The following is a 14,230-nucleotide window of genomic DNA, read 5'->3' as shown; positions in this document are numbered from 1 at the left end:
TGCGGGGCGCGGCAGGTTCAAGGAATGTGTACGTCGATGGAGGGGCAGAGAATCCATGTGCGGAATCGTCGGATATATCGGGAAGCGTGACGTCGCACCGCTGCTGCTGGAGGGGCTGCAGCGGCTGGAGTACCGGGGGTACGACTCGGCGGGCATCGTGATCACCGGCAAGGCCGCGGCGGGCAAGCCGGGCACGCTGAAGACGGTCAAGGCCAAGGGCCGGGTCCGTGAGCTGGAGGCCAAGGTCCCCAAGCGGTTCGCCGGCACCACCGGCATCGCGCACACCCGCTGGGCCACCCACGGCGCCCCGAGCGACGAGAACGCCCACCCGCACCTGGACGCGGAGAACAGGGTCGCCGTCGTCCACAACGGGATCATCGACAACGCCTCCGAGCTGCGCGCCAAGCTCACCGCCGACGGCGTCGTCTTCCTCTCCGAGACCGACACCGAGGTGCTGGTCCACCTGATCGCCCGCGCCCAGGCCGACACCCTGGAGGAGAAGGTCCGCCAGGCGCTGCGCTCGGTCGAGGGCACGTACGGCATCGCCGTGCTGCACGCGGACTTCAACGACCGCATCGTGGTGGCCCGCAACGGATCGCCGGTCGTCCTCGGCATCGGCGAGAAGGAGATGTTCGTCGCCTCCGACGTCGCCGCCCTGGTCGCCCACACCCGCCAGGTCGTCACGCTGGACGACGGCGAGATGGCCACGCTGAAGGCCGACGACTTCCGTACGTACACGACGGAGGGGTCGACCACCACGGCCACGCCGACCACGGTGGAGTGGGAGGCCGAGTCGTACGACATGGGCGGCCACGACACGTACATGCACAAGGAGATCTCCGAGCAGGCCGACGCGGTGGACCGGGTGCTGCGCGGCCGGATCGACGACCGGTTCTCCACCGTGCACCTGGGCGGCCTCAACCTGGACGCCCGCGAGGCGCGCGGGGTGCGCCGGATCAAGATCCTCGGCTGCGGCACCTCGTACCACGCGGGCCAGATCGGCGCCCAGCTGATCGAGGAGCTGGCCCGCATCCCCGCCGACGCCGAGCCCGCCTCCGAGTTCCGCTACCGCAACCCCGTCGTGGACCCCGACACCCTGTACGTGGCGGTCTCGCAGTCGGGTGAGACGTACGACGTGCTCGCCGCCGTCCAGGAGCTGAAGCGCAAGGGCGCCCGCGTCCTGGGCGTGGTGAACGTGGTCGGCTCCGCCATCGCCCGGGAGGCCGACGGCGGTATGTACGTCCACGCGGGCCCGGAGGTCTGCGTGGTCTCCACGAAGTGCTTCACCAACACCGTGGTCGCCTTCGCGCTGCTCGCCCTGCACCTGGGCCGCATCCGTGACCTCTCGGTCGCGGACGGCAAGCGGATCATCGACGGGCTGCGGCGGCTGCCGGAGCAGATCAGCGAGATCCTGGCGGGCGAGGACGAGATCAAGCGGCTGGCGGCGGAGTACGCGGACGCCAAGTCGATGATGTTCATCGGCCGGGTGCGGGGCTACCCGGTGGCCCGCGAGGCCTCGCTGAAGCTGAAGGAGGTCTCCTACATCCACGCCGAGGCCTACCCGGCCTCCGAGCTGAAGCACGGCCCTCTCGCGCTGATCGAGCCCGCGATGCCGACCGTGGCGATCGTGCCGCACGACGACCTGCTGGAGAAGAACCGGGCCGCCATGGAGGAGATCAAGGCGCGCAGCGGCCGCATCCTCGCCGTGGCGCACCAGGTGCAGGAGAAGGCCGACCACACCATCGTCGTACCGAAGAACGAGAACGAGCTGGACCCGATCCTGATGGGTATCCCGCTCCAGCTCTTCGCGTACCACACGGCCCTGGCGATGGGCCGGGACATCGACAAGCCGCGCAACCTGGCGAAGTCGGTGACGGTCGAGTAGGCGGCCGTACGGGAACGGGGCCGGGGGGCGGGGGGGGGGGGGGGGGGGGGGGGGGGGGGGGGGGGGGGGGGGGGGGGGGGGGGGGGGGGGGGGGGGGGGGGGGGTGGGGGGGGGGGGGGGGGGGGGGGGGGGGGGGGTGGGTGGGTCAAGGAAAACCCCGCGCGGGGGGGGATGGGGGGGGGGGGGGGGGCAAACGAAACCCCCCCCCGCACCGGCTCAGCTCTGCCCCGCCCACCATTCCTTGAGCGCCGACACCGCCGCGTCCCGTTCCTGCGGGCCGTGCTCCAGCCGCAGTTCCAGCAGGAACGCGTACGCCTTGCCGATCACCGGACCGGGGCCGACCCCGAGGATCTGCATGATCTCGTTGCCGTCCAGGTCCGGGCGGATGGAGTCCAGCTCCTCCTGCTCCTGGAGCAGGGCGATCCGCTCCTCCAGGCCGTCGTAGGTCCGGGAGAGGGCGTTCGCCTTGCGCTTGTTCCGGGTGGTGCAGTCCGACCGGGTCAGCTTGTGGAGGCGTTCGAGGAGCGGCCCGGCGTCCCGGACATACCGGCGGACGGCGGAATCGGTCCACTCGCCGTCCCCGTACCCGTGGAAGCGCAGGTGGAGCTCGACCAGCCTCGACACGTCCTTGACCAGGTCGTTGGAGTACTTCAGTGCGGTCATGCGCTTCTTGGTCATCTTGGCACCCACCACCTCGTGGTGGTGGAAGGAGACCCGGCCGTCCTTCTCGAAGCGCCGCGTCCTCGGCTTGCCGATGTCGTGGAGCAGCGCGGCCAGCCGCAGGACGAGGTCGGGGCCGTCCTCCTCCAGGCCGATGGCCTGCTCCAGCACGGTCAGCGAATGCTCGTAGACGTCCTTGTGCCGGTGATGCTCGTCACTTTCCAGCCGCAGAGCGGGAAGTTCGGGCAGCACGTGGTCGGCGAGCCCGGTGTCGACGAGGAGGCCCAGGCCCTTGCGTGGGTGGGCCGAGAGAAGGAGCTTGTTGAGTTCCTCGCGGACCCGCTCGGCGGAGACGATCTCGATCCGGCCGGCCATCTCCGTCATCGCGGTGACGACATCGGGGGCCACCTCGAAGTCCAGCTGCGCCGCGAACCGGGCGGCCCGCAGCATGCGCAGCGGGTCGTCCGAGAAGGACGCCTCGGCCGTACCGGGGGTGCGCAGCACGCGGTCGGCAAGGTCCTTCAGGCCGCCGTGCGGATCGATGAACTCCTTCTCCGGCAGGGCGACGGCCATCGCGTTGACCGTGAAGTCACGGCGTACGAGATCCTCCTCGATGGAGTCACCGTAGGAGACCTCCGGCTTGCGTGAGGTCCTGTCGTACGCCTCCGACCGGTAGGTCGTGATCTCGATCTGGTAGCCGTCCTTCTGGGAGCCGACGGTGCCGAAGGCGATCCCGACCTCCCACACCGCGTCGGCCCATGGGCGGACGATGGTGAGTACGTCCTCAGGGCGGGCGTCGGTGGTGAAGTCCAGGTCGTTCCCGAGCCTGCCGAGCAGCGCGTCGCGGACCGAGCCGCCGACCAGCGCGAGGCCGAATCCGGCCTCCCGGAAGCGGCGGGCGAGGTCGTCGGCGACCGGGGACACACGCAGCAGCTCACTCACCGCCCGATGCTGCACCTGGTTCAGGGCACTGGCGTTCTCTTCGTTGGCGTTCGGCACAACAGAAAAGGGTACGTGCACGGACCGGCCGCGGCGTCACCGTTTATCCGGACCCTGCGGGCCTCCCGCGATCATGTGAGCCGGACCCCAGCACTTCGGCCCTCCGCGCCTCGTTACCATGCGGGGACGCAGGACCGACAACGACCGACGGACTCCGATGACGACGAGGAACGGGTAGACGCGTGGCCCAGGCGGCAGACATCCAGGGAATGCGTCCCTCTCCTGCCCGCCGGTGGCTGCGGCGCACAGCCTCCGGCCTCATCGGTGCACCTCTGCTGGCCGGTCTGCTGGCCGTTCCGGCCGCCGGGAGTGCGGCGGCCGGCGAGCCGGTGAAGGCCGTGAAGGCCCCCACGGGCTCCCGCACGGTCGATGTGTCCCTCGACACGCTCTCTCCCGCCGCCCCCGTGAAGGGGGACACCCTGACGGTCTCCGGGACGCTCACCAACCAGGGCAACCAGACGATCGACGACGCGGAGGTCGACCTGCGGGTGGGCCCCCGGCTCTCCGGGCGGGGCGAGGTCGACGACGCCGCCAAGCGCGAGGGGTACCTCCCCGGTGCCGACCCGGCCCCGATCGACGACAAGTTCGCGGTGAAGCTCCCCGCGCTGCGCAAGGGGGTCAGCCAGAACTTCACGCTCACCGTCCCCGTCGACAAGCTGGACCTCGACGCGTCGGGCGTCTACCAGCTGGGCGTGTCGGTCTCCGGCCGTACCTCTTCCTCCTCCTACGAGCAGGTGCTGGGCATCCAGCGCTCGTACCTCCCCTGGCAGCCCGAGAAGAGCGACAAGCGGACGAAGCTCACCTTCCTCTGGCCGCTGATCGCCTCCCCTCACGTCACCGCGCAGACCCGCTCCGACGAACAGCAGACGCCGGTCTTCACCGACGACTCCCTGGCGAAGGAGCTGGCGCCCGGCGGCCGACTGGAGCGGATGGTCGCCCTCGGCAGCCGCCTCCCCGTCACCTGGGTCATCGACCCGGACCTGCTGGCGAGCGCAGCCGCGATGGCCGGCCCCTACCACGTGAAGTCCGGCGAGGGCACCGTCCCGGGCAGGAACCAGGCAGTGGCCAGGCAGTGGCTCACCGCCCTGGAGAAGGTGGTGGAGGACGGCAAGGTGATCGCGCTGCCGTTCGGCGACCCGGACCTGGCCTCGATCGCCCACCGCGGCAAGGGCGTCTCCGGGACGCTCAGCCATCTGCAGAACGCCTCCACGGTGGGTGCCGCCACAGTCGAGACCATCCTCCACGTGAAGCCGTCCGCCGACTTCGCCTGGCCCGTGAACGGCGCGGTCGACCCGGGCATCGTGGACGTGGCGACCTCCGCTGGCGCCCACCATGTGATCGCCCGCAGCGACAGCTTCCGGGAGACCGGGAACCTGCCGTACACCCCGACGGCGGCCCGGCCGATCGGCGGGGGGACCACCGCTGTCGTCGCCGACGCCCGGCTGTCCACCGCGTTCGAAGGCAGCATGCTCCGGGCGGGCGCCTCGACCCTCGCGGTCCAGAAGTTCCTCGCCCAGACCCTCGCCCTCAACGAGCAGGCACCGGACAACGAGCGCTCCATCGTCGTGGCACCCCAGCGGATGCCCACGGCCGCCCAGGCACAGTCGATGGCCCGTGCCCTCCAGGCCCTTTCGGGCGACCGCTGGACGCAGCCGCAGGAGCTGGTGGCCGCTGCCGAGGTGAAGCCGGACCCCCTGGCGACCACCAAGGTGCCGCGGGCCTCCGCCTACCCGAAGAAGCTCCGCAGCCAGGAGCTGCCCACTCAGGCGTTCCAGGACATCCGGACCACCCAGGGCTCCATCGACAGTTTCGAGACCATCCTCACCCAGCCCGAGCGCGTGGTGACGCCCTTCGGCAACGCGGTCAACCGCTCGATGTCGACGTCCTGGCGGGGCCGCGCCCCGGAGGCACGGGAGTACCGGGACGCCGTGCTCACCTACCTCAAGGACCTCACCGGCGAGGTCCAGCTGATCGACAAGTCGGACGTCACCCTCTCCGGCCGCAGCGCGACGATCCCGGTGACCGTGCAGAACAAACTGGTGCAGGGCGTCGACCGGCTCGTCCTGCGACTGTCCTCGGACAACATCCGGCTGAAGTTCAACGACGACGGTACGAAAGCCGAGCTGCCGGTCAGGATCGCGGGCGGGCACAGCCAGTCGGTGAAGTTCGACACGGCGACCAGTGCCAACGGGCGGGCCCAGGTGACCGCCCGGCTCTTCACCGAGGACGGCACACCGTACGGCGAGGAGATGACCTTCACCGTGAAGGTCTCCGAGGTCACCCCCACCGTCCTGCTCGTCATCGCCGGTGGCCTGCTGCTCCTGGTGCTGGCCGGTGTCCGGATGTACACAGCCCGCAAACGCGCCGTGGCAAGCGACACGGCCGACGGCGACGGCGGCGAACCCGAGCAGCCGAGTGACCCGACCCCGGACACCGGACCGGAAAGCGGGGACCCGTCGGGAACGGGTGAGAAAGTGGACCGTTGAGCGATGTCTGTCGTGGCCGGTCGGCCGGGGACGATGAGGTAGGGGTTTTCGATGAACGCGCCGTACGACGGTGACCGCGGCCAGGGTGCCGGCGGAGCAGGGTCTCCGTCCGGCCCCCCGGTCCCCCCGGGCGCGGGCCAGGACGGCCAGGTGCCGCCCGACCCGTACCTCCAGCACGCCTACGAGGACGACCCCTACCGGGCCCAGGATCTCGCGGCCCAGGACCCGGTGGGCGAGGCGCTCTACGACCGGGCGTCGCACCCACCGCCGCCCCCCGGTACCTACCAGGAGCCGCAGGCGCTGTACCAGCAGCCCCCCGCGGCCCCGCACGCCCCCGACCCGCGCATCTGGGCCCAGACGCCGCCTCCCGAGCCCTCGGGGCCCTCACGCCACCTCCCGTACGGGGACCGTCCGGCGACCACGCAGTTCGTCGGCGTCGACGCCCTCGTCACCCAGGCATCGGACGACCGGCAGGAGCCGGACGCCTTCGCCCACCTCTTCCGGGACCAGGAAGGGGCCGGGAAGCCGCCGGGCCCGCCCGAGCCGGAGCCGGCCCCCGCCCCCGCCCCCGTCCCGCCGAAGTCCGGCGGCCGGGTCTCCGGAGTGCTGAAGTCCAGCGCCCTGATGGCGGCCGGCACCCTCGTCTCCCGGCTCACCGGCTTCATCAGGTCGCTGGTGATCACCGCGGCCCTGGGCGCCGCGCTGCTCGGTGACAGCTACACCATCGCGTACACCCTGCCGACCATGATCTACATCCTCACCGTCGGCGGTGGTCTCAACTCGGTCTTCGTCCCGCAGCTCGTCCGTGCCATGAAGGACGACGAGGACGGCGGCGAAGCCTTCGCCAACCGGCTGCTGACCCTGGTCATGGTCGCGCTCGGCCTGATCGTGGCCGCTGCGGTCCTCGTCGCGCCGGTGTTGATCCAGCTGATGTCGAGCACCATCGCCGACGACGTGGCCGCCAACAGCGTCGCCGTCACCTTCGCCCGGTACTGCCTGCCCACCATCTTCTTCATGGGCGTGCATGTGGTGATGGGTCAGATCCTCAACGCCCGGGGCAAGTTCGGCGCGATGATGTGGACCCCGGTCCTCAACAACGTCGTCATGATCATCACGTTCGGCCTCTTCATCTGGGTCTACGGCACCTCCGCCGAATCCCGGATGGGCGTGGACACGATCCCGCCGGAGGGCGTCCGGCTGCTGGGCATCGGCACCCTGCTCGGGCTGGTCGTCCAGGCTCTGGCGATGATTCCGTACCTGCGCGAAGCGGGCTTCCGTTTCCGCCCCCGGTTCGACTGGAAGGGCCACGGGCTCGGCAAGACGGTCAAGCTGGCCAAGTGGACCGTGCTGTTCGTCCTCGCCAACCAGGCCGGCGTCCTGGTCGTCACCCAGCTCGCCACCGCGGCGGGCAAGCTGTCCGACAAGGACGGCACCGGGTTCCTCGCCTACTCCAACGCCCAGCTGATCTGGGGCATGCCGCAGGCCATCATCACCGTCTCCGTCATGGCCGCGCTGCTGCCCCGCATCTCCCGCGCCGCCCACGACAACGACCCCGGCGCGGTCCGCGACGACATCTCGCAGGGGCTGCGCAACTCCGCCGTCGCCATCGTCCCGGTCGCCTTCACCTTCCTCGCGCTCGGCCTGCCGATGTGCACCCTGCTGTACGCCTCCAGCGGCGCCGAGGCCGCCCGGTCCATGGGCTTCATCCTGATGGCGTTCGCCCTCGGCCTGATCCCGTACTCCGTGCAGTACGTCGTGCTCCGCGGCTTCTACGCGTACGAGGACACCCGGACCCCCTTCTACAACACGGTCATCGTGGCCGCCGTCAACGCCGCGGCCTCGGCCCTCTGCTACGTCGTCCTCCCGGCGCGCTGGGCCGTCGTCGGCATGGCCTTCTCCTACGGTCTGGCCTACGCGGTCGGCGTCGGCGTCGCCTGGCGCCGACTGCGCACCCGGCTCGGCGGCGACCTGGACGGGGCGCACGTCGTACGGACCTACGCCCGGCTCTGCATGGCGGCCGTCCCGGCAGCCCTGATCGGGGGCGGAGTCGGCTACGCGATCCTCGAACTGCTCGGCTCAGGCGCCGCCGGATCGCTGGCCGCACTGATCTGCGGCGGCATCACCCTCCTGGGCATCTTCTTCGTCGCGGCGAAGAAAATGCGCATCGAAGAGGTCAACGGCCTGGTCGGCATGGTCCGTGGACGGCTCGGTCGCTGAATGAGCGCACGATCGCACAACCATCCCCGGACTGCGCGTGTCGTGCATAGCGCCGGAGTGTGGGCACAATTGGCGTGACTGTGGCGAGCTGGCCGGCTTCGCGCAACGGATGGGGAGGCAGGAACGACGGTGGCGGAACGTAGCACGGCTGCCGTCGACGTGGCCCACAACGGCGGCGACGAGCCGTCGGCCGCCAAGGCGGACGAGACCACGAACGACGGAACGGCGCAGGCCGAGAAGACCGAGGGCGCGAGCCCCGAGAAGCCTGAGAACCCCAAGGGCCAGGACGGCGGGCGGGCACGTTCCGAGGCCGTTCCGGCCTCCCCCGACGTCCACAGCGGCCACAAACTCGCCGGGCGCTACCGCCTGGAGGAGTGCGTCACCCGGCTGGACGGCTTCAGCAGCTGGCGGGCCGTCGACGAGAAACTGCGCCGCGCGGTCGGCGTCCACCTGTTGCCCGCCAACCACCCCCGAGCCCGCTCCGTACTGGCGGCGGCCCGCTCGTCCGCCCTGCTCGGCGACCCCCGCTTCGTCCAGGTGCTGGACGCCGTCGAGGAGGACGACCTCGTCTACGTCGTCCACGAATGGCTCCCCGACGCCACCGAGCTGACCGCGCTACTGGCCGCCGGGCCGATGGAGGCCCACGACGCCTACCAGCTCGTCAGCCAGCTCTCCCACGCCATGGCCGCCGCCCACCGCGAAGGCCTCACCCATCTGCGCCTCACCCCCGGCGCGGTACTGCGCAGTTCGACCGGCCAGTACCGGATCCGCGGCCTCGCCGTGAACGCCGCCCTGCGCGGTGTCGTCTCCGACCGCCCCCTGGCCCAGGACACCGAGGCGATCGGCGCGCTCCTGTACGCCGCACTGACCAAGCGCTGGCCGTACGAGAACGATGCCTACGGCCTCTCCGGGCTGCCCAAGGGCATGGGGCTGATCGCCCCGGACCAGGTCCGCGCCGGCGTCCACCGAGGCCTCTCCGAACTCGCCATGCGCGCGCTCGCCAACGACGGGGCCACCGCCTCCCGGCAGGAGCCGCCCTGCACAACGCCCGAGGAACTGGCCAAGGCCGTCGCGGCCATGCCGCGCGTCCGGCCGCCGGAACCCACGTTCGCCGCCCAACCCGTCTACCAGCAGCCCGCCTACCAGCGGACGACCTATCAACAGGGCACCTACGGGCGGCCCTCCACCGTTCCGTCGTCCGTGGCCCAGCCGGTGCTGGCAGCCCCTCCGGCCCCGCTGCAGAGCCGGACCGGACGGGTCCTCAAGTGGGGCGTCTCGGCGCTCCTCATCGCCGCTCTCGGCCTCGGCAGCTGGCAGCTCGCGGAGATCCTGCTCGACCAGCGCAAGGGCTCCGTCGACCCCGGCGTCACGCAGCCCACCGACGACGAGAAGCCGCCGCCCGCCCCACCCAAGCCGCTGACCATCGCCGGGGCCACTGAGTTCATGCCCGACGGCTCGGGGATCCAGCCGCAGGGCGTACGGCACGCCGTCGACAACAACTCCAGCACCGCGTGGATCACCAACCGCTACCTGGGCTTCGCGAACTTCGGCAACCTCCCCCAGCGCAGGCAGGGCAGCGGAATCATCGTCGACCTGGGCAAGGTCCAGGACGTGCGCTCCATCGACATCGACATGTACCGCTCCGGTCAGACGACCGCGGTGTTCGCGGCGGCCCCGGACACCACGTCACCGTCCTCGTCGGCCGACTTCCCCCAGCGGATCGCCGAAAAGCAGGTCGTCGGCAAGACGCTCAAGCAGGAGCTGGAGAAGCCCGTACGGACGCGCTACGTCCTGATCCACATCACGGAACTGCCCGCGGACGGTACCGGCGGCTACCGCGGTGGCATCACCGACATCTCCGTCCTCGGCTGACCGGGAGCCGGTGTGGAGGCTCCGCACCGGCCCTGATCACCGGGCGCGCCGGCCGGTTAATGTGGCACACGACATCGGATCCGGTTCGGAGGGGGAGCACGGTGGATTCCGTTCCACCCGAGGCACCGAGCGACTCGGACCTGCTCGCCCGCCATGTGGCGGGCGACCCCGACGCCTTCGGTGAACTCGTACGCCGCCACCGCGACCGGCTGTGGGCCGTGGCGCTGCGCACTCTCGGAGACCGGGAGGAGGCTGCCGACGCCGTCCAGGACGCGTTGGTCTCGGCCTTCCGGGCCGCCCACACCTTCCGCGGCCAGTCCGCCGTCACCACCTGGCTGCACCGCATCACCGTCAACGCCTGCCTCGACCGGGTCCGCAAGGCCGCCTCCCGCAAGACGTCACCGGTGGACGACGCGGAGCGGCTCGACCAGCTTCTGGAACCGCACGAGTCGGCCGAGGCTCCTGCCGAGCGGCAGGATCTGCACCGCCAGCTCTTCGCCGCCCTGGCCACCCTCCCCGCCGAGCAGCGCGCGGCCCTCGTCCTGGTCGACATGCAGGGCTACCCCGTGGCCGAGGCCGCCAGCATTCTGGACGTGCCGACCGGGACCGTGAAGAGCCGGTGCGCACGGGGGCGGGCGAGACTGGCCCCCCTGGTCCGGCACCTGCGCGGCGGGAACGGGAGCGAGAAGCCCGACGGAGAGACCCGCGTCACCGAAAGGAACCGGACGTCCGGCCCATCCGTCCCACCTGCGCCAGGACCGAAGGGCTCAGAAGCGAACGGCCCGGCCGCTGCGAAGGGAGGAGGTGGACGCCCGTGACATCCACGACCGACACGGCTCAGCACCCGGAGGTCTCCGAGATCTCCGATCTCACCGAGGGGCTGCTCCCGCCATCCCGCGCGCACGAGATCCGCGACCACCTCGCCGAGTGTGAGCTGTGCGCGGAAGTATGGGAATCGCTGGAGGAGATCCGCGGGCTGCTCACCGGCCTGCCCGAGCCGGAGCCGATGCCCGAGGACATCGCCGCCCGCATCGCCGCGGCGCTCGCCGCAGAGGCCCGTACGGACGCTCCCGCCGATGAGAAGACCGATGCCTCCCGTGTCGGAGCCGTCTCCCGCGACGCCGATGTTTCACGTGAAACAGAGAGCACCGACACCGGCAGCGCCTCACCCTCGACACGCCGCACCGGATCCTCCCCGGACCGGCCCCCGGGCGGCCCCCAGGGGGCCACGGGACCCGGTCGCCGTACCGCCCGGCGCCGCCGCCGTGCGGTGTTCCTGGGCACCGCGTGCGGAGCGGCCGTCATCGGTCTGAGCGTGCTCTTCCTCCAGAACCTCTCGTCGTCCCCGGGCTCGTCGGAGACATCGGCCGACCGGGCGATCAGCGCCTCCGAGGATGCCTCCCACAGCTACTCCCGGGACACGCTGGAGACCAAGGTCCGGGACCTGCTGGCCGGTGGGGCGAGCACCGAGGACTTCAACGGGCAGAAACAGTCGCCGCGCATCGACGAACCCGCGGTGCCCGAAGGAGGAACTCCTGACGCGACCGCCTCCAGAAACCCGTTCAACACCCCCGCAGTCGCCGTACCTCCGTGCGTACAGCAGGCGACCGGCCGCACCACGTCGGCGCTCGCCATCGACGAGGGGACCTATCAGGGGACGGATGCCTTCCTCGTCGTCCTCCCGCACCCGAGCGACGCCACCCGCGTACAGGCCTATGTCGTGGCCGCCTCCTGCGTGGACACCGCTCCCGGGTCGACCGGCCGCCTACTGCTCACGGAGGCGTACGACCGCCCCTGAGGACCGCTACGGCGTATCGGGAATGCTTCACCCGTAGGATCCGTTGGGTGGGGTGAGAGTCGTTGTACAGCCCCCCGTAGGCAGTAGGCAGTCTGCAGAGACGAGGAAGAAACCCGTGAGCGACGTCCGTAATGTGATCATCATCGGCTCCGGACCGGCCGGGTACACCGCCGCGCTCTACACCGCTCGTGCCTCACTCAACCCTCTGGTCTTCGAGGGCGCGGTCACGGCCGGCGGTGCCCTGATGAACACCACCGACGTGGAGAACTTCCCCGGCTTCCAGGACGGCATCATGGGTCCCGAGCTGATGGACAACATGCGGGCCCAGGCCGAGCGCTTCGGCGCCGAGCTGATCCCGGACGACGTCGTGGCCGTCGACCTCACCGGTGACATCAAGACCGTCACCGATACGGCGGGCACCGTGCACCGTGCCAAGGCCGTCATCGTCACCACCGGCTCCCAGCACCGCAAGCTCGGCCTGCCCAACGAGGACGCCCTCTCCGGTCGCGGTGTCTCCTGGTGCGCCACCTGTGACGGCTTCTTCTTCAAGGACCACGACATCGCCGTGGTCGGCGGTGGCGATACGGCCATGGAGGAGGCGACCTTCCTCTCCCGCTTCGCCAAGTCCGTCACGATCGTCCACCGCCGTGACACCCTGCGCGCCTCCAAGGCGATGCAGGACCGGGCCTTCGCCGACCCGAAGATCAAGTTCGCCTGGGACAGCGAGGTCGCCGAGGTCAAGGGCGACCAGAAGCTCTCGGGTCTGGTCCTTCGGAACACCAAGACCGGCGAGACCTCCGAGCTTCCCGTGACCGGCCTCTTCATCGCCGTCGGACACGACCCTCGCACCGAGCTGTTCAAGGGTCAGCTGGAGCTCGACGACGAGGGGTACCTCAAGGTCGAGGCGCCCTCCACCCGCACCAACCTGACCGGTGTCTTCGGCGCCGGTGACGTGGTCGACCACACCTACCGGCAGGCCATCACCGCTGCGGGCACCGGCTGCTCCGCCGCGCTGGACGCCGAGCGGTACCTCGCCGCGCTGGCCGACGCCGAGCCCGCCGAACCGGAGAAGACCCCGGCCGTCTGAACGTCCCACCGCACGCCCACCCCCCAGAGACTAAGGAGGCCGCCGTGGCCGGCGACCTGAAGCACGTTACCGACGACACGTTCGACGACGTCGTCCTCAAGAGCGAGAAGCCCGTTCTGGTCGACTTCTGGGCTGCCTGGTGCGGCCCCTGCCGTCAGATCGCCCCCTCGCTGGAGGCCATCGCGGCCGAGCACGGCGACCAGATCGAGATCGTCAAGCTCAACATCGACGAGAACCCGGCAACCGCCGCCAAGTACGGCGTGATGTCGATCCCGACGCTGAACGTCTACCAGGGCGGCGAGGTCGCCAAGACCATCGTCGGCGCCAAGCCGAAGGCCGCGATCCTCCGCGACCTCGAAGGCTTCATCGCCGCCAAGTAACCGCACGCCCCGGCGCGATGTTTCACGTGAAACGGGCCCACCCCCATGCAGGGGTGGGCCCGTTCCCGTATCCGCCGGTTCGTTCAGAGCGGCCGCAGCGCCGGTTCCTTCTGCACCGCTCCCAGAAGTCGATCGAGAGCCATCTCGACATCCTCCTTCCAGGAGAGCGTCGCCCGTAGTTCCAGCCTGAGCCGCGGATACCGATGGTGGGGGCGCACGGTCTTGAAACCGACCGCCAGCAGATGATCCGCCGGAAGCACACAGCCGAACTCCTCCGCTCGGCCGTCCCCGAACGCCTCGATCGCCTTGAAGCCCCGGCGCAGTACGTCCTTGGCCACCGTCTGCACCACGACGCGGCCGAGCCCCTGGCCCTGGTACCCCGGAACGATCAGACCGGTGATGAGCTGAACGGCGTCGGGGGAGACCGGGCTGGTGGGAAAGGCCGTCGAGCGCGGGACATAGGCAGGCGGCGCATAGAGTACGAACCCCACCGGGACATCGTCCACGTAGACCACCCGGCCACAGGAGCCCCACTCCAGGAGCACCGCGGAGATCCAGGCCTCCTTCTCCAGCTCAGGCTTGCCCGCCTTTACCGCGGCTTCCCCGCTGACCGGGTCAAGCTCCCAGAAGACGCACGCTCGGCAGCGTTCGGGGAGATCCTGAAGGTTGTCCAAGGTGAGCGGTACAAGCCGACGCCCCATGGCGGCGATCCCTCACTTCCCTCGCCTGCCGCATCGCGTGCGGCCGCCAGCGCGTTCCGTTCATGGAACAGGCTGCCGACGAATCCCCCGACGGCTCCCAGGCCCAGTCCGACCGTCACCAGTCGACTGCGGCTCACTGTTCGCA

Annotated in this window: 10 protein-coding genes; 8 read left to right on the top strand and 2 right to left on the bottom strand. The window is 70.5% G+C overall.

Going from position 1 to position 14,230, the window contains the following annotated elements:
• Positions 1-55 precede the first annotated feature (55 nt).
• Positions 56-1,885: a glutamine--fructose-6-phosphate transaminase (isomerizing) gene (gene glmS / locus AC0682_RS07920; protein ID WP_254812504.1), complete on the top strand. Its 1,830-nt coding sequence runs from the start codon at positions 56-58 to the stop codon at positions 1,883-1,885.
• A gap of 216 nt (positions 1,886-2,101) precedes the next feature.
• On the opposite strand, the gene AC0682_RS07915 is transcribed toward glmS, so the two are convergent.
• Positions 2,102-3,544 carry a CCA tRNA nucleotidyltransferase gene (locus AC0682_RS07915; protein WP_254812117.1) on the bottom strand — a complete coding sequence of 481 codons (1,443 nt, stop codon included), beginning with the start codon at positions 3,542-3,544 and terminating at the stop codon, positions 2,102-2,104.
• 182 nt (positions 3,545-3,726) lie between these two features.
• On the opposite strand from AC0682_RS07915, the gene AC0682_RS07910 reads away from it, so the two are divergent.
• The 7 genes from AC0682_RS07910 (at position 3,727) to trxA (ending at position 13,384) form a co-directional block, all read left to right on the top strand.
• Positions 3,727-6,030, top strand: a complete 2,304-nt coding sequence (locus AC0682_RS07910; RefSeq protein WP_254812118.1) for a DUF6049 family protein — start codon at positions 3,727-3,729, stop codon at positions 6,028-6,030.
• Between the two features lie 51 nt (positions 6,031-6,081).
• Positions 6,082-8,247 carry a murein biosynthesis integral membrane protein MurJ gene (gene murJ / locus AC0682_RS07905; RefSeq protein WP_254812119.1) on the top strand — a complete coding sequence of 722 codons (2,166 nt, stop codon included), beginning with the start codon at positions 6,082-6,084 and terminating at the stop codon, positions 8,245-8,247.
• Between the two features lie 129 nt (positions 8,248-8,376).
• Positions 8,377-10,119: a protein kinase family protein gene (locus tag AC0682_RS07900; protein WP_478531582.1), complete on the top strand. Its 1,743-nt coding sequence runs from the start codon at positions 8,377-8,379 to the stop codon at positions 10,117-10,119.
• Positions 10,120-10,220: 101 nt separating this feature from the next.
• Entirely contained in the window at positions 10,221-10,937 is a 717-nt protein-coding gene (gene sigM, locus AC0682_RS07895) for an RNA polymerase sigma factor SigM (protein ID WP_478531580.1), read from the top strand.
• Positions 10,934-11,917 (top strand): anti-sigma factor family protein, encoded by a 984-nt coding sequence (locus tag AC0682_RS07890; protein ID WP_478531579.1) that lies wholly within the window; start codon positions 10,934-10,936, stop codon positions 11,915-11,917. Before sigM ends, AC0682_RS07890 begins: the two co-directional genes overlap by 4 nt.
• Before the next feature lie 115 nt (positions 11,918-12,032).
• On the top strand, positions 12,033-13,004 hold the full coding sequence (trxB, locus tag AC0682_RS07885; protein WP_254812121.1) for a thioredoxin-disulfide reductase: 972 nt from the start codon (positions 12,033-12,035) through the stop codon (positions 13,002-13,004).
• 44 nt (positions 13,005-13,048) lie between these two features.
• Positions 13,049-13,384, top strand: coding sequence for a thioredoxin (trxA, locus tag AC0682_RS07880; protein WP_254812122.1), 336 nt, complete (start codon positions 13,049-13,051; stop codon positions 13,382-13,384).
• A gap of 83 nt (positions 13,385-13,467) precedes the next feature.
• Here the strand turns inward: trxA and AC0682_RS07875 are convergent, their stop codons facing one another.
• Positions 13,468-14,085, bottom strand: a complete 618-nt coding sequence (locus AC0682_RS07875; protein WP_254812123.1) for a GNAT family N-acetyltransferase — start codon at positions 14,083-14,085, stop codon at positions 13,468-13,470.
• Between the last annotated feature and the right edge of the window lie 145 nt (positions 14,086-14,230).

It is taken from the genome of Streptomyces sp. NPDC043746, assembly GCF_056436485.1.
This window is presented reverse-complemented; position numbering and strand designations above follow the sequence as displayed.